Source organism: Janthinobacterium sp. PSPC1-1 (assembly GCF_049897625.1).
Lineage (GTDB): Bacteria > Pseudomonadota > Gammaproteobacteria > Burkholderiales > Burkholderiaceae_D > Janthinobacterium > Janthinobacterium tructae.
Window position 1 is genome coordinate 91,142 of sequence record NZ_JAFCWP010000013.1, and the last position, 21,424, is coordinate 112,565.

Genomic DNA, 21,424 nt, shown 5'->3' on the forward strand with positions numbered 1-21,424 from the left:
TTATTGCTGATAGTGAAACGCGATCAGTGATTGCGGTCCACGGCAAACGAGCACAGTTGCAGCATGGATTGCTTGTAGACGCTGTCCGGCCAGCCGGCAATGGCATCGGCCGCGCGCTGGCCGGCGATTTCCGCCTGCTTGCGCGTGTAGTCGAGTGCGCCGCTACTGGTGATGGCGGCCAGGATGGCGTCGAAATGCTGTTCGTCGCCTTGCTCGATGCAGCTGCGCACCAGTTCGCGTTGCTCTGGCGTGCCGTTTTCCATCAGCCAGATCAGCGGCATGGTCGGTTTGCCTTCGCGCAAGTCGTCGCCCACGTTCTTGCCGATTTCGGTGGCGTCGCCTGCATAGTCGAGCACGTCGTCGATCAGCTGGAAGGCCGTACCCAGCGAGCGGCCGTATTCGGCAGCCGCTTCGATATCGTCTTCGCTGGCACCGGCGATCAGGGCGCCCAGTTGCGCCGACGCTTCGAACAGCTTGGCTGTCTTCGAGCGGATAACGTTCAGGTAGCTCTCTTGCGTCACGTCCGGATCGTGCATGTTCAGCAACTGCAGCACTTCGCCTTCGGCGATCACGTTGGTGGCGTCGGAGAGGATTTGCATGACGCGCATATTGTTCAGCGACACCATCAGCTGGAACGAGCGCGAGTGCAGGAAGTCGCCCACCAGCACCGAGGCGGCATTGCCGAACAGGGCGTTGGCCGTCTGGCGTCCGCGGCGCATCGACGATTCATCGACGACGTCGTCGTGCAGCAGGGTGGCGGTATGGATGAATTCGACCACGGCAGCCAGTTCATGGTGCGCCGTGCCGCGATAAGCGTGGGCATTGGCCACCAGCAAAATCAGCACGGGACGAATGCGTTTGCCGCCTGCACTGATGATGTATTCAGCGATCTGGTTGATCAGAATCACGTCGGAGTGCAGTTTTTGGCGGATCACCGTATTGACTGCGTCCATATCGGCGGCAATCGTTTGCACGATGGTGTTTTGGTTAACGTGTTTGTTAGCGTCAGACAAGGCGAACCTGCATTAGATTGTGGGTGCGGCGATTATACGACATGGCTTGCGCGAGCGTGATGTTTGCCGATGGCTGTAGAGCAATTGTTTGACCTTGTTGGCACTGGCGCGTGCTTTTCTGTCCGCCTGGCGCAAGCCTGACATGATGGTCAGGTTGTCGACATACCACGATCATCAAGCTTTGTGAATAGTTTTTGACGCAATTTCTCAGTCCGTGTATAATCGCTGGTTCCCCCTGTTGTGTACGGCTTGCTTTGCGTGACAGTGGGACAAATTCTTTCAACATTTGATGAGGTTTCAAATCATGTACGCGGTCATAAAAACCGGTGGCAAACAATACAAAGTTGTCGCTGGCGAAAAACTTAAAGTAGAACAGATACCGGCAGACATTGGTTCCGAAATCACCATCGATCAAGTTCTCGCAGTAGGCGCGGGCGATACCATTAAGTTTGGTGCGCCATTGGTCGAAGGTGCAACGGTACTGGTTACGGTTGTGGCGCATGGTCGCCATGATAAGGTCAAAATTTTCAAGATGCGTCGTCGTAAGCATTACCAAAAGCATCAAGGCCATCGCCAGAATTTTACCGAAATCCAAATCGTTTCGATCAACGGCTAATCGCCGCTGTTTGAATTAATCAGCTATCAAGGAGTCTTAAATGGCACATAAAAAAGGCGGCGGCACAACGCGAAACGGCCGTGATTCAGAATCAAAACGTCTGGGCGTTAAAGTCTACGGCGGCCAAGCTATCAATGCTGGCGGCATCATCATTCGTCAACGCGGCACGCCAGTGCGCGCCGGCGAAGGCGTAGGCATGGGCAAAGACCACACCTTGTTCGCGTTGATCGCGGGCAAAGTGAAGTTCGTTGTCAAAGGTGCTGGCTCGAAGCAATTCGTGACCGTTGTACCTAACGCAGCAGTACCAGCGTAATTCATCGCGGGGCGCCAGTTCGCTCCGCCGTGATCGCATGATGTAAGGCGCAAGCCTTCAATCGAAAGGCTCTGCCCAAGGTAGAGCCTTTTTAGTTTTATGGCGGCAAAATTATGAAGTTTATCGACGAAGCAAAAATCGAAGTCATCGCGGGCGATGGCGGCAACGGCTGCGCCTCTTTCTGCCGTGAAAAATTCCGGCCTTTCGGCGGTCCCGATGGCGGCGATGGCGGCAAGGGCGGTACCATTTGGGCAGTCGCCGACCGCAATATCAACACGCTCGTCGATTTCCGCTTCTCCAAAATGCACAAGGCTCGCAATGGCGAGCCTGGCCGTGGCGCAGATTGCTATGGCAAGGGCGCCGATGACATCCATCTGCGCATGCCCGTCGGCACCTTGATCATCGACAACGCGAGCGGCGAAATCCTGGCCGATTTGACCGAACACGGCCAGACCGAAATGCTGGCCAAGGGCGGCGAAGGCGGCTGGGGTAATATCCACTTCAAGTCCTCGACCAACCGCGCGCCACGCCAAAAAGGCGAGGGCAAAGAAGGCGAACGCCGCGAACTGCGCCTGGAACTGAAAGTACTGGCCGATGTGGGCCTGCTGGGCATGCCGAACGCCGGCAAGTCGACCTTCATTTCGGCCGTCTCGAACGCGCGCCCAAAAATTGCCGATTACCCATTTACCACCCTGCACCCGAATTTGGGCGTGGTGCGCGTGTCGCACGAGAAGAGCTTTGTGATCGCCGATATTCCCGGCTTGATCGAAGGCGCTTCCGAAGGCGCGGGCTTGGGCCATCAATTCCTGCGTCACTTGCAGCGCACGGGTCTGTTGTTGCACATCGTCGACCTGGCGCCGTTTGAAACCAACGTCGATCCTGTCAAGGAAGCCAAGGCGCTGGTCAAGGAACTGAAGAAATACGACGAGTCGCTGGTCGACAAGCCGCGCTGGCTGGTGTTGAACAAGCTCGACATGGTGCCGGAAGAAGACCGCAAGAAGCTGGTGAAGGACTTCCTCAAGCGTTTCGCCTGGAAAGGTCCCGTCTTCGAGATCTCCGCACTGAACCATCAGGGTTGCCCGGAACTGGTGAATGCGATTTATCAACATCTGGAAGCGAAGAAACACAGCGAAAGCCGTGCCGAAGAAACGCAGATGACCGAAGAAGCACGCGGTATCTCGTCGATCGACCCGGATGATCCGCGTTTCAAGATCCTCGACTAAGCGCCTTACCCTGATGTCAGTACAGGCGGTCGCTGTCGCGTCCTCGCGCAAGCAAGCGTGGCAGCGCCGTGTATTGCATCTGATCGCGTATGCTTACGGGCTGAGCGTGGTCGCCTGCCTGCTGTTCGCCGATGAAATGGCGGCCGGCATGGGCATCTTCCTCAATGGCGTCAATGGCTACAGCCAGTTCTACGCCTCCCATGTCGGTGTCTGGGGCGCTACCGCGCTCCTGGCGCTGTTCGCAGCACGGCAGGGCGAACCGCCCATCCTCGGCGATATCACTGCAATGTTGGTCCTGGCGCAGCCCGCCGGCCGTTTGTACGCGGCCATCAGTTTCGGCTTGCCCCAGGGTTTTGTGTTGTTCATGTGCGCAATCGAGCTGACGGTGGGGCTGGCCTTGCTGCTGCTGCGTTCTGCGCGCTGACGTCTATTAAGTGAAGAGCGCCGCCCCATGGATTCCGTGATTCAAAAAGCTACCCGCATCATCATCAAAGTCGGCTCCTCGCTGGTCACCAACGATGGCCGCGGACTCGACCATGCCGCCATTGCCCGCTGGGCTGCGCAGATTTCCGGCTTGCGCGCCTTGGGCAAGGAAGTCGTGCTGGTCAGTTCCGGCGCCATCGCCGAAGGCATGCTGCGCCTCGGTTTCGAGCGGCGCCCCACCGATATCCACGAATTGCAGGCGTGCGCCGCCGTTGGCCAGATGGGCCTGGCGCAGATCTATGAAAGCAGCTTCCGCGCCCACCAACTGGGCACGGCGCAAGTGCTGCTGACGCACGCCGATCTGGCAGACCGTGAACGCTACCTGAACGCCCGCTCGACCCTGACGACCCTGCTGCGCCTGGGTGTGGTGCCGATCATCAATGAAAACGACACGGTCGTCACCGATGAAATCAAGTTCGGCGACAACGATACCCTGGGCGCCCTGGTGGCCAACCTGATCGAGGCCGATGCGCTGGTCATCTTGACGGACCAGCACGGCCTGTTTTCGGCCGACCCGCGCAAGGACCCGAACGCCTACCTGATCACGCAAGGCGTGGCGGGCGATCCGGCCCTGGAAGCGATGGCCGGCGGCGCCGGTAGCAGCCTGGGGCGTGGCGGCATGCTGACGAAAATCCTCGCCGCCAAGCGCGCCGCCAAGTCCGGCGCCCATACGATCATCGCCTGGGGCCGCGACAGCGACGTGCTCAGCCGCCTGGCCCAGGGCGAAGCGATCGGTACGCAGTTACTGGCACAAACGGGACAGTTGACGGCGCGCAAGCAGTGGATGGCCGATCATCTGCACACGGCCGGCGCCGTCGTGCTGGATGCGGGCGCCGTGCAAAAGCTGCGCCAGGAAGGCAAGTCCCTGCTGCCGATCGGCGTGACGGGCGTGAATGGCGAATTCGGCCGTGGCGCCGTGATCACTTGCGTCGATGCCGAGGGCGTGCCCGTGGCGCGCGGCCTGTCCAACTACACGAGCGGCGAAGCGCGCCGCATCATGCGCAAGCCTTCCACCGAGATCGAGTCGATTCTCGGCTATATGGAAGGCCATGAGCTGATTCACCGCGACAATATGGTGTTGTTGTAGGTCGGATTAGGTGGGGCCGCCGAGGCCCGAAGGGCCGTAATCCGACACCTCCACAGGCCAACAATGTCGTCGGATTACGGCGCCTTGCGCCTAATCCGACCTACGCAGCGACTCCATCGGCCCTATTCGGGCCGTTTTTTTGCCTACACCACGGCCGGCATCGGCGACTTGCTCTTGTAGTCGCACAGGTCGGCAATCATGCAGTTCCAGCATTGCGGCTTGCGCGCCGTGCATGTGTAGCGGCCGTGCAAGATCAGCCAGTGGTGGGCGTCTTGCAGGAATTCCTTGGGTATGAATTTCAGCAGCTTTTGCTCGACGATATCGACATTCTTGCCTGGCGCGATGCCGGTGCGGTTCGAGACGCGGAAGATATGCGTGTCGACCGCCATGGTCGGTTCGCCAAACGCCGTGTTCATGACTACATTCGCCGTCTTGCGGCCCACGCCGGGCAAGGCTTCCAGCGAGGCGCGGTCGCGCGGTACCTCGCCGCCGTGCTGTTCCAGCAGGATCTGGCAGGTGGCGATGACGTTCTTCGCCTTGGTGCGGAACAGGCCGATGGTGCGGATGTAGCTGGCCAGCTCGTCCACGCCCAGCGCCAGTATCTTGGCCGGCGTATTGGCGACCGGATACAGCAAACGCATGGCCTTGTTGACGGACACGTCCGTCGCCTGCGCCGACAGCAGCACGGCGATCAGCAGCTCGAACGGCGTCGTGTACTCGAGCTCCGTTTTAGGGGAGGGATTGGCGGCGCGGAAGCGCGTAAAGATTTCCAGGCGTTTGGCGGCGTTCATGCGTCTTTTTTCGGGATGGTGGGGGCTGGCTGGGCGGTGTCCGTGCTGGCGGCAGCGGCCTTGGCGCGCGCGCGCTCCATGGCGGCAGCGATGATGGCGCGCTTGCGTTCCTTTTCCGCCTGCTCGTCGGGTGTGACGGGCACTTCCTGCGTCACTTCCTGCATCTTGGCGACGGCCTTGGCGGCCAGGCGCGCGTCGTTGGCCTGGCTTTCACGGCGCAGGCGCTGCGTGCGGAAATCGTGGCGCGCGCGCGCATCGTCCGCTTCGGCCTGGCTCCAGGCATCCCAGCCGGTGGCGTCGCCGCTGACGGGATACATGACGATGCAGTCGACGGGGCAGGGCGCCACGCACAGGTCGCAACCCGTGCACAGATCGGTGACCACCGTATGCATCTGCTTGGCGGCGCCGACGATGGCGTCGACGGGACAGGCCTGGATGCACAGGGTGCAGCCGATACACAGCGATTCGTCGATATAGGCGACAGATCGCGGGCGTTCGAGGCCGTTGACGGGATTGAGCGGAATGACTTTTTTGCCCAGCAAGCCGGCCAGGCGCACGATGCCCTGCGCTCCGCCCGGTGGGCACTGGTTGATGTCGGCGCTGCCTGCGGCAATCGCTTCTGCATACGGGCGGCAGCCGTTGTAGCCGCATTTGGTGCATTGCGTTTGCGGCAGCAAGTCTTCGATCTGGTCGGCAAGTGAGGGAGAGGCGGGATGCGGCACGGTCATCTTCAATACGGTAAAACGTCATTATCGGCCATCTGGGCCGCGCACAAGTAAAAACCTGTTTCGTGAGAGGGGGATAGCGTGCGGCGTACCCAGCTGTTGCAGGCGCGCCGCAATCGTATTTTATTTCTCATGGGAATTTCAAAGTGCAAATAAACAACTTTGTAATTTCTTTTTTTTGTGGGAGCATGATTTTTATCAAGCCTATAAACAAAAAAAGCCGACCGCCAGTCCTGTTGCCGCCCCTGCACTGCTAGGCGCGTCAGGCCATAGGAGCAAAACATGCGTTTCCTCCGGACAGTTGGTTTGCCCTTCTGTTTGTTCATGCACTCTACACTTGCTCTTGCGCACGGGCAGGCTAGCTCCCCCATGGCGGCGCCGGGCGCTGCGAGTTCGCGCATCGTCCGCTTCGCCGCGGAAGACTGGCCGCCCTTCATTTCCCGCGGCCTGCCTGCCGATGGCATGTCCGGGGCGATGGTCAGCGCCATCTTCGAACGCATGGGCTATGTCGTCAAATATGAGTATTTTCCATGGAAGCGCGCCATGCAGTTTGGCCTGGCCAGTCCCCGCTACGCGGGTTTCCTGGCCGTCTGGCGCACGCCCGAGCGGGAAAAACTCTGCCACTTCTCGGTTCCGGTTGGCAATACGCAAGGCGTGCTGGCCTACCTGAAGGAAGATGGCGTACCCGGCGCCAGCCTGGCCGATCTGGGCAAGCTGCGCATCGGCACCGTGGCTGGCTACTCGAACGGCGAGCAATTCGATGGCATGGTGGCGCGTGGCGAGCTGAAAACGGAAGAGGGGTTGAACGATGCCACGAATCTCAAGAAACTCTTGATCAAGCGATATCGCGTGATCGTCATCGAGCGCCATGTCCTGCAGCATTTGCTGATGGGCTCCAATTTCAGCAAGGCCGAGCGCGAGCGTATCGCCATCATCGATACCGTCTTCAAGGAGCGCCCCGTGCACGTGTGTTTCCAGCGCGATGCCGAGGGTGCGGCGCGGCAAAAGCGCTTCAACGAAGCGGCGCGCGATATCGATACGGCCCGGCTGGAACGCGATTACTGGAAGCGCCTCGACCAGAGCCTGGCCTCGGCCCCATCCTCCCCCTGATGTGCCGTGCCACTGTTGCACGTTGCCAAAACGAAATATCTAAATACGAAACCATTCGTTCTTGTTTGTTTGTCCATCCTTTAGTCTGCAGCCACTGTGTTGACGACTTTGAAAGGATGTTTTCGTATGCTGGAACTGATAGACAAGCAAGACCCCGTCCCGCGCCTGCGGCAACTGGCGCACGCCGTCTCGGTGGCCGTACTTGTGCTGGCGGCGCCTGGCGCTGCGCATGCGCAGGTCGCAACGGATGGCGCTGGTGCGCTGGCTGGCGCGCCGTTTGACACGGTTATCGTCACGGGTGCGCGCGGCACGGGCCGCACGGTGGCCAACAGCGCCGCGCCGATCGACGTGATCAGCGCGCAGCAACTGCTGGCCACCGGAAAATTGAACTTGCTCGATGCGCTGGACACGGCCTTGCCATCGTTTAACTTGCCAGCCCGCGTGCAGCCCGACCTGGGCAGCATCGTGCGCGCCGGGCAGCTGCGCAACCTCGATCCTTCGCATACCCTGGTGCTGGTCAATGGCAAGCGCCGGCATACGACGGCCATCGTCAATGAAGATGGCTTTCCCGGTTCCGTCGCCACCGACCTGGCCCTGATCCCCACGGGCGCCATTGCTCGCGTGGAAATCCTGCGCGATGGTGCCTCGGCCATCTATGGCTCCGACGCCATCGCCGGCGTCATCAACATCATCCTGAAAGCGGATGACAAGGGCAGCTTCAGCACGCAGCTCGGTTCCACCTACGACGGCGATGGCACGAACGGTTCCGTGCGCATCGATGGCGGCACGCGCCTGGGCGAACACGGCTTTGCCCATTTCGGCGCAGAAGTCCAGCGCCAGGGCATCGCCGTGCGCAATTTTGGACTGAATCCCGGCTATCTGTCGTATCCGGCCGTGCGCAACAGCGATGGCCAGCTGGTGAAATTGGGACCGAACAACAGCTTGCCGGCCGGTGCTTCGCCGAACCCGGCTGAAGCGAAGCGCAACAGCAATCCGTGGCGCAATACAGGCGTGCCGCAAAGCACGACCGCCTCGCTCAGCGCCAATCTCGGCTATGACGTGTCGAACGAGGTGCAACTGTACGGCTTTGGCACGTACGCGCATCGCGATGCCCGCTCGGCGCAGAATTTCCGCCTGCCTAATACCATTTTCAATACCAACAAAGGCTTGCTGTCCGTGTATCCCGACGGATTCACGCCGTATGAAACGACGAGCGAAAACGATTTTGCGCTGACGGGCGGCATCAAGGGCGAGACGGCCGGCTGGTCCTGGGACCTGAGCACGACGTATGGCCGTGACGATATCGACGTGGGCGTGGAGCACTCGGCCAATTACTCGCTCAATTATCCGGGTGGCAAGACCGATTTTGACATCGGCAATCAGCGCTACAGCCGCTCGACCACCAACGCCGACGTGCGCCGTCCCGTACAGCTGGGACTGAGCGAGCCGGCGGACCTGAGCCTGGGTCTCGAGTATTCGCATGAAACGCAGCAGCGCAGCCCTGGCGAACCCGCTTCCTGGCAGGGCAGCGGCTCGTCGGCGCTGGCCGGCTACCTGCCCGTTGATGCGTCCGACACGGCGCGCCACAGCTATGCCGCGTATATCGGCCTGGGCGCCAAACTGACGCCGCAATGGCTGCTCGATACGGCCCTGCGCGCCGAAAAATATTCCGATTTCGGCAGCAAGACGACGGGCCGTTTGTCCACCCGCTATGACGTCACGTCCGCCGTAGCCGTACGCGGCACCGTCAGCAACGGTTTCCATGCACCCAGCCTGGTGACGCAATCGTATTCGAACACGTCCGACCATGCGGGCGTGCCCTACACCCTGGCGCAGCCGAATTCGGCCGCGGCGCGGGCCCTGGGTGCGCAAGCGTTGAAACCGGAGAAATCGACGAATCTGTCGGCCGGGCTGACCTTCAATCCGACGCCCACCCTGCGCCTGGCCGTTGATGCGTATCAAATCAAGGTCAGCGACCGCCTGGGCGTGTCGTCGAACATCGGCATCGACCGCAGCTCGGGCGTGGCGCTCGACGGCAGCGGCCGGCCGTTGACGGCGGCGCAAGCAACCGTCATTGAAAACCTGCTGCGCTCGGCAGGCTTGACGGTGGGCAATGGCCTTGTGGCGCATTATTTTGCCAACGTGGGCGACACGCGCACGCGCGGCGTCGATTTCACGGCCGAGGATGTGCTGCGCGTGGCCGATGGCAAGCTGCGCTGGACGGCGGCGGCGAATATCAACCACACGAGCCTGGTGGGCAAGGCGGACCTTCCCGCCGTACTGCAAGGCTTGCCGAATATCGGCACCCTGAGCAAATCGGCCGAGTACGACTTGCTGTACCGGGCACCGCGCGACAAGGAAATCGTCACCCTGGCGTATGAAAAAGCCGGCTGGGTATTCAACCTGCGCGAGACGCGCTACGGCAAACTCAAGCGCCTGAACGCCATCACAGGCGGCGATTATCAGCTGAAGGCCGCCTTCGTGACGGATGTCAGCGTCGGCTACGACATCAGCAAGCGCATCAACGTGACGGTGGGCGCCAACAATGTCTTCGACCAGAAGCCCAGCCAGGTGCCGCGCGAAGCACGCAGCGCGTCGAATCTGGCGCAGTACACGGGCGCGTATGACAACTCGGGGCCATTAGGCGTCCTTGGCGGCTACTACTACGCCCGCGCCACCGTGTCCTTTTAAGAGCGCTTAAAAAAGGCCATGGCGGCGTTGCATTGCCTCGCCGTACTTTCGTACTGTCTTCGGCAATGCGCCTGGCCCTGGCCTTTTCATTGAGCACTCTTTATTACTTATCTAAAAATCAGGAAATCCTATGTCTGACAACACTCAACACGCGGCCATCGATCTGGAATGGGCCAATCTCCTCTCGCCGCAACGCCGCACAGTCTTGCGTGGCGGCGGCCTGGTGGCGGCGCTGGCCGCTTCGGGCCTGGCTGCTTCGGCGCTGGCGCAGGATGGCACCGTCAAACGCGCGAAACCAGCACCCGGTAAAAGTCCGTGGGGCGAGCATACGGATACGGCGCCCACGCCGCGCCCTGTCAGCGTGCGGCCCGGCGAGGAAACCTTGCCGGGCAAGCCGCGCGCCTACACAGATATCGAGAGTTATCACGCGCATATCTATTTTGATGAAGACAGCTATCAGAAGGCGGCGTTGATACGCAAGTGGGCGGCCGAGCGCTTCCAGATCGAACTGGGCGACTGGAACCTGGAGCCGCGCGGCCCGCACGTGACGCCCTCGTTTTATTTCGGCTTTACCAATGATTTGTTGCCCGTGATCGTGCCGTGGCTGCAGTTGAACAGCCTAGGCCTGACGATACTGATCCACCCGAATACGGAAGATCCGCGCGCCGACCATCTGTATTACGCGCTGTGGGTGAACCGTTCGCAGCCCGTGAATGGCTATGCGATGAAGAAGCCGGGGCCGGGCGAACCGCGAGTCGAGCAGATCTTTGTCAATACGCGCCCGACAGTGAAAATCGAAACGTCGCGCGCATGAGCTGGGCATAAAAAAACGCCACGTCAGTGTGAACTGGCGTGGCGTTTTGATGGATATGCTGTGTATTAGCCGTGTTTCTGGATGAATTCGCCGATTTTCGGGCAAATGACCTCGCGCCAGCGGCGGCCCGAGAAGATGCCGTAGTGGCCGCATTTCGGCGCCACGAAATCTTGCTGCATCTCGGCAGGGATGCCGGAACACAAGTCATGCGCCGCCTGCGTCTGGCCGGCGCCGGAAATGTCGTCCAGTTCGCCTTCTACGGTAAACAGCGCCACATTCGTGATGTCTTGCGGACGCACCAGCTGGCCGCCCACTTTCCAGGTGCCCGTCGGCAGGCTGAATTCCTGGAACACCGTTTTGATGGTTTCCAGGTAGTACTCGGCCGGCATGTCCAGCACGGCGTTGTACTCGTTGTAGAACTGACGGTGGCCTTCCGCCGGCTCGTCATCGCCCGTCACCAGGTGCATGTAGAACTCGCGGTGGCTTTGTGCGTGGCGGCCCGGGTTCATGGCGATGAAACCGGCGTGCTGCAGGAAGCCCGGATACACCTTGCGGCCAAAGCCAGGGTAGTTCGGCGGCACCGCGTAGATCACGGTGTTTTCAAACCACGAGAATTTCTTTTCCGTCGCCAGGTTGTTCACTTGCGTGGGCGAGCGGCGCGGATCGATGGGGCCGCCCATCATGGTCATGGTCTTCGGCATGTGCGGATCCTTTGCCGTCGCCATCAGCGAGATGGCAGCCAGCACAGGCACGGTCGGTTGACAGACGGAAATCACGTGCAGGTCGGGCGCCAGCAGGCGGATGAACTCTTGCACATAATAAATGTAGTCGTCCAGGTGGAACGGGCCTTCCGTCAGCGGTACCATGCGCGCGTCCGTCCAGTCGGTGATGTAGACATCGTGCTCGGCCAGCAAGCCGCGCACGGTATCGCGCAGCAGGGTCGAGTGGTGACCGGACAGGGGGGCAACCAGCAAAACTTTAGGCTGTTGCAAGCCAGTGGCTTCTTTTTTGAAGTGAATCAGGCGGCAAAACGGTTTTGTGACGACAACGTGTTCGCGGATGTCGACGCTCTCGCCCTGGACGAGCACGGATTTGATGTCGAATTGCGGTTTTTCGTAGTCTTTGCCAAGGCGGTACATCAGCTCGTAGCCGGCTGCGATGCGTTGCGAAAACGGAGTGTGGGCCAGTGGGGAAACCGGGTTGGTAAATAACTTGGAGGACATGTCTGCCCATTGCATCACCGGAGTGAGGAAAGAGCGTTGCAGTTCGTGCAGTTGGTAAAGCATATAGAGTCCTTGTTTAATTCCAAGCGCCAATATCGGCTCAAATATCATAATCCAATTCTACGATATTTGTTGAGGACAAAATGTGCTTTACCGCGCATAGGTCCATAGTTTGCGCATCGATGTGACAGCGCGCCACACTTGCGTGGATAGACCTGCAACGATGTTTTAAAAGCAAAAAAAGCAGCGTTTCCGCTGCTTTTTGTACCTTTATTTGCCGCTACGCCCCGGCGGGGAGGGCGAACCCCGCCAGAACGACCGCCGCAACTGCCGTGCGTTTAGCGCACCAGCATGTCGAGCTTGTCTTTGACGTCTTTGTATTGCTCAGCTTCCGGCAAGGCAGCCTTCGTCTTGGTGATCGAAGGCCAGTTGCGGGCCAGATCGACGTTGATCTTGATGAAGGCTTGCTGGTCGCCCGGCACGTCTTCTTCCGCGAAAATCGCGTTCACCGGGCACTCTGCCACGCAGACGGCGCAGTCAATACATTCGTCCGGATCGATCGCCAGGAAGTTCGGGCCTTCCCGGAAACAATCTACCGGGCAGACATCGACGCAGTCGGTGTAGCGACAGGCGATGCAGGATTCGGTGACAACGTGGGTCATAACAGTCCTATCAATTTTGGGGGAGGTGCTGTAGCGCCTGCAGGAACCTCGGCGGCGCATACTAAAGCAAAGCATTGTATTTTAAGGCAATTCGCTATTTCTCACAAATCCCGCTTATATACAATACATATAAGCAAATTCATTTTTTCGCGTTGCCGTTGCCGCGCAGAGAGTGCAATTCAGCGACTATCCGGGACGTTGCCATGACGAACGCGGCAAGAAAGCGACAGTCGCCCGATGCGGCAGGTTGCAGTACGGGCGGTGTGCTGACTTGCCGTGTGGTGTTTTTGTTTTACTCAAATCAAGATCGACACAAAATACATGCCAGAAAAATCAGGCGCTGGCACGTATTTGCGTCAGCAACTGTTGCCAACGTGCATTTTCAGCACTGCCATCCTCGGCAAACGTGATGGTGCGGCGCGCGGTGGGCGCGTCGACGGTGATCTGCCAGCGGGGGATATCGGCACCCAGCTGTTCACCCGTGGCTTGCTGGTGCGTGAAAAAGCCGCTGCTTGCCAGTGCCGCTTCCAGCCCGGGGCCAGCCGGATGGGCTTGGGTATCGATGTCATACTGTTCACTCAGGCCGGCAAAGCCGCCGCTGCTGCGGGCTGAAATTTTCATGCTGCTCCTTGTTGTCGATGGTGGTGGGGCCAGTCCGGCAGGTTTGAAGCGGGTGTGCAGGTGCTGGTGTCTAGCGGGCGCCGTAACTGCGGCACCAGGCGGCCAGCGCTTCGCGCTCCGCTTCAAGCAATTGATCCGACTCGCTGTATTCCGCGTGGTTCATGGTACCGCAGCAGGCGCGCCTGTCTTGCACGGCGCCGTCCCCGTCGACGACATCGGCGGCAAAGCTCATCTGGCCATCTTCTGTCATGGCATTGGCCTTGAGCACTTCGCGCACGGTAAAGCTGTTTCGGATGTAGTCCAGGTAGGCGCCATTGCCATCGGCCTCGGCGATCGTCAGCATGTGGCCGGCCACGTCGGCATACGTGGCGGCTTGCTCGGGCGACGCCACCAGGGCGCGCAGGACCAGGCTGCGCAGGTAGTCACCGCAGCGGTGCAGCACGGCCGCGTCGTCTTCCAGCTGGGGCTGGCGTTCGTGGGCAAAGATGTCGGCCAGGATGTCGTAGATGGCGCCCGTAAACACTTGCGAGATGGCGTGTACCTCCGTGCCCGCTTCCGACAATTTGATGTCGTTGTCGGCATTGCGCAAGCCGTTTGGCCGGCCCAGGGCCAGGCCGAACTGTTCCGCCAGATCGGCCAGGAAGGTCTTGTCATGCAGGTCGGACTTGGTTTGGGCGATCACCGCTTCCACCTGGTCCAGCTGCGACAGGGCCAGGAAGATGGCGGTCAGGTCGCCGAACGATTCGTGCAAGCCGCCCGTTTGCGGTGGATTGTTACTGAGCAACCAATTCGGTTTCAGGCCATCGAGCACGGCGTGCCCCGTTTCATGCGAGACGATGTCGAGCGAGCGGCAGGTGTAGACGCGCTCGGTGGCGCCGCTGGGGATGAAGTCGCCGAACTTGAGGGCCTTGTCGCTGCGGCTGTAGTACGCGTTCATGACATTGGGCAAGCCGTGCGGGAATACACGCAGGGGCGCTGTATTGCTGGCGCTATTCCATTGCCAGGGCAGGGGAGGCGCCGTGTCGTTGCTGGCCAGCGCGCGCTGGTACATGGTGAGCGTCATGCGCACGATGGCAAAGGTGTGCACGGCATCGAACTGGTCTGTGTTGGGCGAGACGATGAAGTCGCCGAAGGCATTCGGGCTGACCTGCGCGATACCCGGTTCGCCAAACGTGATGCGCGCGTCGCGCGGGCCTTGCAGGGTCAGGCCGGGCAAAAAGGCCTTGCGCGTGCCCAGGTCGCTGACGGACGGATCTTGCTTCCAGATCAGCACGCGCGAACCGACGGGCACAGCGGCCAGGTTGCGGGCCGTTGCCTCGCTCAGGCGGGGCGGGCCCGGCTGCAGGGTCAATTGCGCATTCTTGCGGTGCAGGCGGTAGGGCGCCGAGGGGGTAGGGACATAGCCGACGGGCAGGGACACGCATTTGGTCAGCACGGCTTCGACCGGCACGATGACTTTCTGGTCCATGGTAGCTCTCCAAGATACGCGCAGCTGGAATGGGAATAGTCGTCCCGCTTCGGCGTGTCCGGTTTGATCCCGCGCAAACGAGATGCGGGACGGCGGGTGTTTTTTTGCCAGTCCAGCGCCTGCTGCGGCCGCGCCTGCGGCATGGCGGCTGGTATGATGCTGGCCGTATGGCCCCCGTTTTTATAATAAAAGGATCGTTTGATGGCGGATATAAATATAGTTCAGCAACATAAGCTGACAGCAGCAAAGGCGCGCGAAGCGGCGCAGCAAGTGGCCGACAAGCTGGCCCAGGAATATGACCTGGCGTGCGCCTGGGATGGCGATGTACTGCGCTTCGAGCGCAGCGGCGTCGATGGTTCGCTGACCCTGGAAAAAGAGCAGGCGCAACTGCAAATCAAGCTGGGCTTCATGCTCAGCGCCTTTGCTTCCACCATCGAAGGCAAGATTGCCGAGAAGATGCGCAAGGTGTTTACCGAAGCAGTTTGATGGCGTTGCACCCGCTTGTCTGGCGCCCTGTTTGGTGCTAGGAAGCGTGCCGCAGTGATGGGCGAAAAGACGATGCAAACACGTCTCTTTTCGCCTTTTTTACGTCTGACTGTACGCTGGCGAACATTGCTATCACATTTCTATTTGGAAAGCCATTGGACTTTGGTGTCTTTTTGCGTTATACTTGAGTCATATTTACAACAGCTACACCGCGTTTCACCTTCTGCTTCGCAGTACTCTCCGCTCGCTGAGTGGTGAATAATTCTTCGGGTTTTACACCCGCATCCAGTTAAAAGTAGTTTGGTCGATTTTTCGGTCAAATACATTTGGTGCCATGTATTTGCATGGCGCTAGCGTTGTTAAAAGTCCTGAACCACAGCCTCTTTTAGCACGCACACGGCACCCCGGCATCGGCTTTGGCCATCCGCTGGTCACACGCGTGTCACCCCCTGTTTACTGTCGCTCCCGTGTGCTTTTGCGCCGTGGCGTAGCCGACGCAACAGGGTTTGCTGATTCCCGCCGCAAGCTAGCAGCTTGCTGGGTTTCATTCCATTCGTCAAATCGAGGGAGAACCACATCGTGGCAAAACAAATCATTATCGACCATGTGTTCAAAGTGTTCGGCGACAAGCCAGAAGAAGCACTTGAACTCGTCCGCAAGGGCGCCAGCAAGCAGGATATCCTGGCCAAGACCGACTGCACCATCGGCGTCTTCGACGCCACCTTTACCATCGAAGCGGGCGAGATCTTCGTCATCATGGGCTTGTCCGGTTCCGGCAAGTCGACCCTGGTGCGCATGCTGAATCGCCTGATCGAGCCGACCGCCGGCCGTATCCTGATCGATGGCAACGACATCAACACCTTGCCGGACGCCCAGCTGCGTGCCCTGCGCCGCAAGGACATCAGCATGGTGTTCCAGTCGTTCGCGCTGCTGCCGCAAATTACCGTGCTCGACAACACTGCCTTCGGCATGGAACTGGCCGGCATGCCCAAGGCCGAGCGCCATGCGCTGGCCCAGCAAGCGCTGGAGCAGGTCGGCCTGGACGGCTACGGCGCCAGCTATCCCGACGAATTGTCGGGCGGCATGCAGCAGCGCGTGGGCCTGGCCCGTGCGCTGGCTTGCGATCCATCGATTTTGCTGATGGATGAAGCGTTTTCCGCACTCGATCCGATTATTCGTACGGAAATGCAATCGGAACTGCTGCGTTTGCAGCAAATCAAGCGCCGCACCATCGTCTTCATTTCGCATGACCTCGACGAAGCCATGCGCATCGGCGACCGCGTTGCCATCATGAAAGACGGCCACGTGGTGCAAGTGGGCACGCCGGAAGAGATTTTGCGTAAACCGGCCAACGATTATGTGCGCAACTTCGTGCGCGGCGTCGATGCTGCCGCCGTCTTCAAGGCCAGCGATATTGCCCGCAAGAGCCAGATCGTGGTGTCCGAGTCGCCGAGCCGCGGCTCGCGCGCCGCGCTGTCGATGCTGGAAGAGCAGGATCGCGCGTTTGCGTATGTCGTCAATCCGCAGCGCAAGTTCCTCGGCGTCGTCTCGGTCGATTCGCTGCGCAGTGCGCTCGACGGCCATGTCGGCCCGCTGGGCCTGGCACATGCCTATCTGCCCGACGTGCAAACCATTAACGCAGATGAGCCAGTCGCCGGCCTGTTCGGCCAGGTGGCGCAACTGCCTTACGCCGTCCCTGTGGTGGCCAATGACGGCAGCTTCCGCGGCGCCATCAGCAAGACAACCTTGCTGAAGTTCCTCGACCGCGATACGCCAGCCATAGCCGAACAACAACAGAAAGGACAAGCATGAACCCAAGCACCGTTTCTACCGTAGAACCTGTTGTTGAACAGGCCGCCCAGATCAATCCCTGGGCGCTGACGCCGCCCACCGACGCCAGCACCGCATGGCTCGATGCCGCCGCGCCTGCCGTGCAGCCGGAACATGCGAGCGGCTTTCACCTGACGCAGATTTTCGACGGCTCGCTGCCGCTGGAAAGCTGGATCAATCAGGGCCTGGGCTGGGTCGTGGCGCATTTCCGCCCCTTCTTCCAGGCCGTGCGCGCGCCGATCGATAGCGTGCTGTCCGGCGTGGAAGGCGTGCTGCTGGCCGCTCCATCGCTGACGGTGATCGCCATCATCGGCTTGCTGGCATGGCAATTTACCAGCCGCACGCTGGCCATCGGCACCGTGCTGGCGCTGCTGCTCGTGTCGATGCTGGGCATCTGGCCGGAAGCCATGACGACCTTGTCGCTGGTGTTGACGTCGCTGGCGTTCTGTCTGGCTATCGGCTTGCCGCTGGGAATTTTCCTTGCCAGCAGCGACCGCGCACAGAATATCCTGCGTCCCTTGCTGGACGCCATGCAGACCACGCCCGCCTTCGTGTATCTGGTGCCGGTGGTGATGCTGTTTGGTATCGGTAATGCGCCAGGCGTGATCGTGACGATCATCTTTGCCCTGCCGCCGCTGGTACGCCTGACCAACCTGGGTATCCGCCAGGTGCGTCCGGACCTGATCGAAGCGGCCCGCGCGTATGGCGCTTCGCCGTGGCAGTTGCTGACCCGCGTGCAGTTTCCGCTGGCCATGCCGTCCATCATGGCCGGTATCAACCAGTCGCTGATGCTGTCGCTGTCGATGGTCGTGATCGCCTCGATGATCGCCGTCGGTGGCCTGGGTCAGATGGTGCTGCGCGGTATTGGCCGCCTGGACATGGGCCTGGCAACCGTGGGTGGCCTGGGCATCGTGCTGCTGGCCATCACCCTGGACCGTTTGACGCAAGCGATGGGCCAGCCACGCCGTGGCGTGCGCCACTGGTATCAGACGGGTCCAGCAGGTTTCGTGCTGCGCCTGGTGCGCGGCAATGCGAAGAAAAATAATGTTGAACAGCAAGCAACGCTGGCCAACGCACAATAAAGGAACCACATGCATCAAATTGACAATTTTAAAGTGACGCAAAAATCGCAACGCAAGTTCCAGCTGTTTTCCGCCCTGGCGCTCGCCGCCCTGGCCCTGACCACCAGCCTGGCCATGGCGCAAACGCCGGCCGCCTCCGCCAATGAGTTACCCGGCAAGGGCGTCAAGGTGCAGCCGCTGCAAAGCTCGATCGCGGAAGAAACCTTCCAGACCATGCTGGTCGACAAGGCCCTGGAAAAGCTGGGCTATGAAGTGCAGCCGATCAAGGAAGTGGAGTACCCGACCGCGCATATCGCCATCGCCAACGGCGACGCCACCTTCATGGCCGTGCACTGGGACCCGATGCACAAGGATTTTTATAACAATGCGGGCGGCGACGCCAAGCTGTTGCGCACCGGCCAGTATGCGGGGCCTGCCGCGCAAGGTTATCTGATCGATAAGGCGACTGCGGAAAAGTACAACATCACGAATATCGACCAGTTGCGCGATCCCACCCTGGCCAAGCTGTTCGACCATGATGGCGATGGCAAGGCCGACTTGACGGGTTGCAATCCCGGCTGGGGCTGCGAAGCGCTGATCGAGAAGCACATGGATGCGTACAAATTGCGCAAGACGGTGACGCACGTGCAGGGCAGCTATGCGGCCCTGATCGCCGATACCCTGGGCCGCTACAAGCGCGGCGAACCCATCCTGTACTACACGTGGACGCCGTACTGGGTCAGTGGCGTGCTGGTGCCGGGCAAGGACGTGGTCTGGTTGAAAGTGCCGTTCTCGGCCAATCCGGACAAGGTGAATACCCGCCTCGACGAGGGCAGCGATTACGGCTTTGCCGTCAACACGGCGCGCATCGTGTCCAACAAGGCCTGGGCGGAGAACAACCCGGCCGCAGCCAAGCTGTTCGAGGTGATGCAACTGCCGGTGGCCGATATCAATGCGCAGAACGAGCGCATGCGCCGCGGCGAAAGCACGCAAGCCGATATCGCGCGCCATACGGCCGGCTGGATCAAGTACCACCAGCAGACGTTTGACGGCTGGATCGCGCAAGCGCTGGCGGCAGCGAAAAAGTAATTTACGGCTGATACCGGCGTAAAAAAAAGTGGCTACCGATTCGGTAGCCACTTTGACGTTAACGGCCTGTTTTCACCTGTTTTGGTGGTTTTTCGTGAGTTTTCAGCCGTTTTCGGCTGATTTCTCCGTCAAGCAGGCGTTGGTCGCGTTTAATCCTTCAAGTCTTCGATCAAGTCGATGTACTGCTGTTGCGCCTCTTCCTTCGAGGTGCCGGCCAGGGCCGCCCAGGCGTCGAACTTGGCGCGGTTGACGAAGTCGGTCATGCCAGGACGCTCGCCCGTGGCGTCGCCGCTCGAGGCTTGCTTGAACAAGGCGTAGATTTTCAACAAGGTCATATTGTCCGGACGCTCGGACAGGGTCTTGGAATCGAGCTGCGCTTGTTCGAATTGCTCTTGTAAACTCATGATGGCTCCTGTGTGCTGATGGAATCGCTGGAAAAGTGCGGCAGGCCCGGCGGAGTGGCCACCGTGCGTGCTGCAGTGCCTGACATCATAGTGAAAAAAGCGCGCCGTGCATTAGAGGGGATACTCAAAAAAAACGCCGTCTCAAGGACGGCGTCTGGCGGCAGGCAGTGTCTGGACTGCCTGGCAGTTTTATACGCCCAGCAGTTCGACGTCGAAAATCAGGGTGGCGTTCGGTGGAATCGCGCCGCCGGCGCCGCGTGCGCCATAGCCCAGTGCTGCCGGGATGATCAGTTGGCGCTTGCCGCCCACTTTCATGCCTTGCACGCCTTCGTCCCAGCCTTGAATGACGCGGCCTGCGCCCAGCGGGAATTCGAATGGGTCGTTGCGGTCCTTGCTCGAATCAAATTTCGAACCGGCGCTGCCGTCGTCGTTTTGCAGCCAGCCCGTGTAATGTACGACAACATTGTTGCCGGCTTGCGCTTCAGCGCCTTCGCCGACGACGGTATCGATGTATTGCAGGCCGGAAGCGGTAGTGGTGGTGGTCATGATAATCCTTGTGTAGGCGATGAAAGCTTCAGATTGTAGAGCAATGAGTTGCAAAGCGCCATTCCAGGCGCGGGACAGGGAAAAAGGGCAAATGACGGCGATGTGTGGCTGCCGGCAGCATTTAAGGGGGATTTCACACAATAAATACAGTGTTCCACGTAAAATGCCTGTTTTGCATTTAACAGTGATTTCTTCCATGTTCCGCAGTCTACGCCGCCTTGTTTTTTCCTCGCTGTGCCTGGTTTCCGCAATATCGACGGCGCAAGCCGAAGTGGTGGTGGTGCTCAATTCCCGTGATGCTACGGTGCAACTGCTGGACCAGAAAACCTATGCTCCCCTGTCCACCTTTGCCGTCGGCAAGGAACCGCATCACCTGATGGAAACGCCGGACGGCAAGTCGCTGATCGTCGCCAGTTCCGTGGGCAATGAACTGATCTTCCTCGACCCCGTATCGGGCCAGATCCAGCGCCGCATCAGCAATATCCTCGACCCGTACCAGATCGGCTTTTCGCCGGACCAGAAATGGTTCATCTCGAACTCGCTGCGCCTGGACCGCATCGACCTGTACCGCTACGACGGCAAGAGCCTGACCCTGGCCAAGCGCATTCCGCTACCAAAATTACCCAGTCACATGGCCTTCACGGCCGACAGCAGCATGGCTTTCATTACGCAGCAGGGCAGCAACCAGGTCAGCGCCATCGACCTGGCCACGCAGACGGTGAAATGGACCATGCCTGTCGGTCCGGCGCCGGCCGGCATCACGATGACGCCCGATGGTAAGCATTTGCTGGTGGGCATCATGGGTAGCGATTACGTGGAAGTGATCGACTGGCGCACGCAAAAGACCGTCAAGCGCATCAAGGCGGGCGCCGGTACGCATAATTTCCGCGCGCTGGGTGATAACCGCATGACGTTTGTTTCGAACCGCGTGTCGAACACGATCAACATCATCGACCAGAAAACTCTGGAAAACGTGGGCACCATCAATGTGCCAGGTGGCCCGGACTGCATGGAAATCACGCCCGATGGCAAGACCATGTGGGTGACCTTGCGCTGGATCAAGAAAGTGGCCGTGATCGATCTGACCACGCGCAAGGTGATCAAGACGATACCGGTGGGCCGCTCGCCCCATGGCGTGTATTTCGCCACCCATTCGCCGCGCATGTGA

General features: G+C 60.0%; 23 protein-coding genes. 13 read left to right on the forward strand and 10 right to left on the reverse strand.

What is annotated here, in order from left to right; all coding sequences use genetic code 11:
- Window positions 1–23 precede the first annotated feature (23 nt).
- A complete protein-coding gene (ispB, locus tag ACP7EG_RS26890) occupies window positions 24–1,013 on the reverse strand; it encodes an octaprenyl diphosphate synthase (RefSeq protein WP_096234007.1) in 990 nt (329 codons plus the stop codon).
- Window positions 1,014–1,317: 304 nt separating this feature from the next.
- On the opposite strand from ispB, the gene rplU reads away from it, so the two are divergent.
- From rplU to proB, 5 genes are all read left to right on the forward strand, one after another.
- Window positions 1,318–1,629: a 50S ribosomal protein L21 gene (rplU, locus tag ACP7EG_RS26895; RefSeq protein WP_038500602.1), complete on the forward strand. Its 312-nt coding sequence runs from the start codon at window positions 1,318–1,320 to the stop codon at window positions 1,627–1,629.
- 40 nt (window positions 1,630–1,669) lie between these two features.
- A complete protein-coding gene (gene rpmA / locus ACP7EG_RS26900; protein ID WP_010395157.1) occupies window positions 1,670–1,942 on the forward strand; it encodes a 50S ribosomal protein L27 in 273 nt (90 codons plus the stop codon).
- A gap of 113 nt (window positions 1,943–2,055) precedes the next feature.
- Window positions 2,056–3,165 (forward strand): GTPase ObgE, encoded by a 1,110-nt coding sequence (obgE, locus tag ACP7EG_RS26905; protein ID WP_096234008.1) that lies wholly within the window; start codon window positions 2,056–2,058, stop codon window positions 3,163–3,165.
- Window positions 3,166–3,178: 13 nt separating this feature from the next.
- A complete protein-coding gene (locus tag ACP7EG_RS26910; RefSeq protein WP_426090125.1) occupies window positions 3,179–3,589 on the forward strand; it encodes a hypothetical protein in 411 nt (136 codons plus the stop codon).
- A 27-nt stretch (window positions 3,590–3,616) separates the two neighbouring features.
- Complete coding sequence (gene proB, locus ACP7EG_RS26915) at window positions 3,617–4,735, forward strand: glutamate 5-kinase (RefSeq protein WP_426090126.1); 1,119 nt, start codon at window positions 3,617–3,619, stop codon at window positions 4,733–4,735.
- Between the two features lie 143 nt (window positions 4,736–4,878).
- On the opposite strand, the gene nth is transcribed toward proB, so the two are convergent.
- The 3 genes from nth to ACP7EG_RS26930 are packed head-to-tail and all read right to left on the reverse strand — an operon-like array spanning window position 4,879 to window position 6,577.
- A complete protein-coding gene (nth, locus tag ACP7EG_RS26920) occupies window positions 4,879–5,526 on the reverse strand; it encodes an endonuclease III (protein WP_426090127.1) in 648 nt (215 codons plus the stop codon).
- Window positions 5,523–6,254 carry an electron transport complex subunit RsxB gene (rsxB, locus tag ACP7EG_RS26925; RefSeq protein ID WP_426090128.1) on the reverse strand — a complete coding sequence of 244 codons (732 nt, stop codon included), beginning with the start codon at window positions 6,252–6,254 and terminating at the stop codon, window positions 5,523–5,525. Before rsxB ends, nth begins: the two co-directional genes overlap by 4 nt.
- Window positions 6,255–6,256: 2 nt before the next feature.
- A complete protein-coding gene (locus ACP7EG_RS26930; protein ID WP_426090129.1) occupies window positions 6,257–6,577 on the reverse strand; it encodes a hypothetical protein in 321 nt (106 codons plus the stop codon).
- A gap of 43 nt (window positions 6,578–6,620) precedes the next feature.
- Between ACP7EG_RS26930 and ACP7EG_RS26935 the strand changes: the two genes are divergently transcribed.
- The 3 genes from ACP7EG_RS26935 (at window position 6,621) to ACP7EG_RS26945 (ending at window position 10,866) form a co-directional block, all read left to right on the forward strand.
- The gene (locus tag ACP7EG_RS26935; RefSeq protein WP_426090130.1) at window positions 6,621–7,361 is read left to right on the forward strand and encodes a substrate-binding periplasmic protein; all 741 of its coding nucleotides are present in this window, start codon (window positions 6,621–6,623) and stop codon (window positions 7,359–7,361) included.
- A gap of 126 nt (window positions 7,362–7,487) precedes the next feature.
- Entirely contained in the window at window positions 7,488–10,052 is a 2,565-nt protein-coding gene (locus ACP7EG_RS26940) for a TonB-dependent receptor plug domain-containing protein (RefSeq protein ID WP_426090131.1), read from the forward strand.
- Between the two features lie 130 nt (window positions 10,053–10,182).
- Complete coding sequence (locus ACP7EG_RS26945) at window positions 10,183–10,866, forward strand: DOPA 4,5-dioxygenase family protein (RefSeq protein ID WP_426090132.1); 684 nt, start codon at window positions 10,183–10,185, stop codon at window positions 10,864–10,866.
- Window positions 10,867–10,931: 65 nt separating this feature from the next.
- Here ACP7EG_RS26945 and ACP7EG_RS26950 read toward each other — a convergent pair whose 3' ends face one another.
- The 4 genes from ACP7EG_RS26950 to ACP7EG_RS26965 all read right to left on the reverse strand — a co-directional run bounded on the left by ACP7EG_RS26950 (window position 10,932) and on the right by ACP7EG_RS26965 (window position 14,840).
- Window positions 10,932–12,152, reverse strand: a complete 1,221-nt coding sequence (locus ACP7EG_RS26950) for a polyhydroxyalkanoate depolymerase (RefSeq protein ID WP_141171897.1) — start codon at window positions 12,150–12,152, stop codon at window positions 10,932–10,934.
- Between the two features lie 275 nt (window positions 12,153–12,427).
- Window positions 12,428–12,751: a ferredoxin FdxA gene (gene fdxA / locus ACP7EG_RS26955; RefSeq protein WP_010395176.1), complete on the reverse strand. Its 324-nt coding sequence runs from the start codon at window positions 12,749–12,751 to the stop codon at window positions 12,428–12,430.
- A 333-nt stretch (window positions 12,752–13,084) separates the two neighbouring features.
- A complete protein-coding gene (locus ACP7EG_RS26960; protein ID WP_071079214.1) occupies window positions 13,085–13,372 on the reverse strand; it encodes a protealysin inhibitor emfourin in 288 nt (95 codons plus the stop codon).
- A 70-nt stretch (window positions 13,373–13,442) separates the two neighbouring features.
- Window positions 13,443–14,840 (reverse strand): hypothetical protein, encoded by a 1,398-nt coding sequence (locus ACP7EG_RS26965; RefSeq protein ID WP_426090133.1) that lies wholly within the window; start codon window positions 14,838–14,840, stop codon window positions 13,443–13,445.
- Window positions 14,841–15,041: 201 nt separating this feature from the next.
- Here ACP7EG_RS26965 and ACP7EG_RS26970 point away from each other — a divergent pair, with 201 nt between their 5' ends.
- The 4 genes from ACP7EG_RS26970 (at window position 15,042) to proX (ending at window position 19,306) form a co-directional block, all read left to right on the forward strand.
- Window positions 15,042–15,326: a polyhydroxyalkanoic acid system family protein gene (locus tag ACP7EG_RS26970; RefSeq protein WP_070219270.1), complete on the forward strand. Its 285-nt coding sequence runs from the start codon at window positions 15,042–15,044 to the stop codon at window positions 15,324–15,326.
- A 579-nt stretch (window positions 15,327–15,905) separates the two neighbouring features.
- Window positions 15,906–17,138 carry a glycine betaine/L-proline ABC transporter ATP-binding protein ProV gene (gene proV, locus ACP7EG_RS26975; RefSeq protein ID WP_071079337.1) on the forward strand — a complete coding sequence of 411 codons (1,233 nt, stop codon included), beginning with the start codon at window positions 15,906–15,908 and terminating at the stop codon, window positions 17,136–17,138.
- Complete coding sequence (proW, locus tag ACP7EG_RS26980; protein ID WP_426090134.1) at window positions 17,135–18,238, forward strand: glycine betaine/L-proline ABC transporter permease ProW; 1,104 nt, start codon at window positions 17,135–17,137, stop codon at window positions 18,236–18,238. Before proV ends, proW begins: the two co-directional genes overlap by 4 nt.
- Before the next feature lie 9 nt (window positions 18,239–18,247).
- The gene (gene proX, locus ACP7EG_RS26985) at window positions 18,248–19,306 is read left to right on the forward strand and encodes a glycine betaine/L-proline ABC transporter substrate-binding protein ProX (protein WP_426090135.1); all 1,059 of its coding nucleotides are present in this window, start codon (window positions 18,248–18,250) and stop codon (window positions 19,304–19,306) included.
- Window positions 19,307–19,455: 149 nt separating this feature from the next.
- Here proX and ACP7EG_RS26990 read toward each other — a convergent pair whose 3' ends face one another.
- Together ACP7EG_RS26990 and ACP7EG_RS26995 are read right to left on the reverse strand one after the other, a co-directional pair.
- Complete coding sequence (locus ACP7EG_RS26990; protein ID WP_034782468.1) at window positions 19,456–19,710, reverse strand: acyl-CoA-binding protein; 255 nt, start codon at window positions 19,708–19,710, stop codon at window positions 19,456–19,458.
- Window positions 19,711–19,899: 189 nt separating this feature from the next.
- Window positions 19,900–20,256: an FKBP-type peptidyl-prolyl cis-trans isomerase gene (locus ACP7EG_RS26995; protein ID WP_010395194.1), complete on the reverse strand. Its 357-nt coding sequence runs from the start codon at window positions 20,254–20,256 to the stop codon at window positions 19,900–19,902.
- 196 nt (window positions 20,257–20,452) lie between these two features.
- On the opposite strand from ACP7EG_RS26995, the gene ACP7EG_RS27000 reads away from it, so the two are divergent.
- Entirely contained in the window at window positions 20,453–21,424 is a 972-nt protein-coding gene (locus ACP7EG_RS27000) for a beta-propeller fold lactonase family protein (protein ID WP_426090136.1), read from the forward strand.

Coding starts and splice junctions, on each gene's coding strand:
- ACP7EG_RS26950 (WP_141171897.1), bottom strand. CDS start 12,152: ATGCTTTACCAACTGCACGAACTGCAACGCTCTTTCCTCACTCCGGTG.
- ACP7EG_RS26910 (WP_426090125.1), top strand. CDS start 3,179: ATGTCAGTACAGGCGGTCGCTGTCGCGTCCTCGCGCAAGCAAGCGTGG.
- rplU (WP_038500602.1), top strand. CDS start 1,318: ATGTACGCGGTCATAAAAACCGGTGGCAAACAATACAAAGTTGTCGCT.
- proB (WP_426090126.1), top strand. CDS start 3,617: ATGGATTCCGTGATTCAAAAAGCTACCCGCATCATCATCAAAGTCGGC.
- rpmA (WP_010395157.1), top strand. CDS start 1,670: ATGGCACATAAAAAAGGCGGCGGCACAACGCGAAACGGCCGTGATTCA.
- proX (WP_426090135.1), top strand. CDS start 18,248: ATGCATCAAATTGACAATTTTAAAGTGACGCAAAAATCGCAACGCAAG.
- fdxA (WP_010395176.1), bottom strand. CDS start 12,751: ATGACCCACGTTGTCACCGAATCCTGCATCGCCTGTCGCTACACCGAC.
- obgE (WP_096234008.1), top strand. CDS start 2,056: ATGAAGTTTATCGACGAAGCAAAAATCGAAGTCATCGCGGGCGATGGC.
- ACP7EG_RS27000 (WP_426090136.1), top strand. CDS start 20,453: ATGTTCCGCAGTCTACGCCGCCTTGTTTTTTCCTCGCTGTGCCTGGTT.
- ACP7EG_RS26995 (WP_010395194.1), bottom strand. CDS start 20,256: ATGACCACCACCACTACCGCTTCCGGCCTGCAATACATCGATACCGTC.
- ACP7EG_RS26960 (WP_071079214.1), bottom strand. CDS start 13,372: ATGAAAATTTCAGCCCGCAGCAGCGGCGGCTTTGCCGGCCTGAGTGAA.
- rsxB (WP_426090128.1), bottom strand. CDS start 6,254: ATGACCGTGCCGCATCCCGCCTCTCCCTCACTTGCCGACCAGATCGAA.
- ACP7EG_RS26930 (WP_426090129.1), bottom strand. CDS start 6,577: ATGAACAAACAGAAGGGCAAACCAACTGTCCGGAGGAAACGCATGTTT.
- ACP7EG_RS26970 (WP_070219270.1), top strand. CDS start 15,042: ATGGCGGATATAAATATAGTTCAGCAACATAAGCTGACAGCAGCAAAG.
- ACP7EG_RS26940 (WP_426090131.1), top strand. CDS start 7,488: ATGCTGGAACTGATAGACAAGCAAGACCCCGTCCCGCGCCTGCGGCAA.
- ACP7EG_RS26935 (WP_426090130.1), top strand. CDS start 6,621: ATGGCGGCGCCGGGCGCTGCGAGTTCGCGCATCGTCCGCTTCGCCGCG.
- nth (WP_426090127.1), bottom strand. CDS start 5,526: ATGAACGCCGCCAAACGCCTGGAAATCTTTACGCGCTTCCGCGCCGCC.
- ACP7EG_RS26945 (WP_426090132.1), top strand. CDS start 10,183: ATGTCTGACAACACTCAACACGCGGCCATCGATCTGGAATGGGCCAAT.
- ACP7EG_RS26990 (WP_034782468.1), bottom strand. CDS start 19,710: ATGAGTTTACAAGAGCAATTCGAACAAGCGCAGCTCGATTCCAAGACC.
- ACP7EG_RS26965 (WP_426090133.1), bottom strand. CDS start 14,840: ATGGACCAGAAAGTCATCGTGCCGGTCGAAGCCGTGCTGACCAAATGC.
- proW (WP_426090134.1), top strand. CDS start 17,135: ATGAACCCAAGCACCGTTTCTACCGTAGAACCTGTTGTTGAACAGGCC.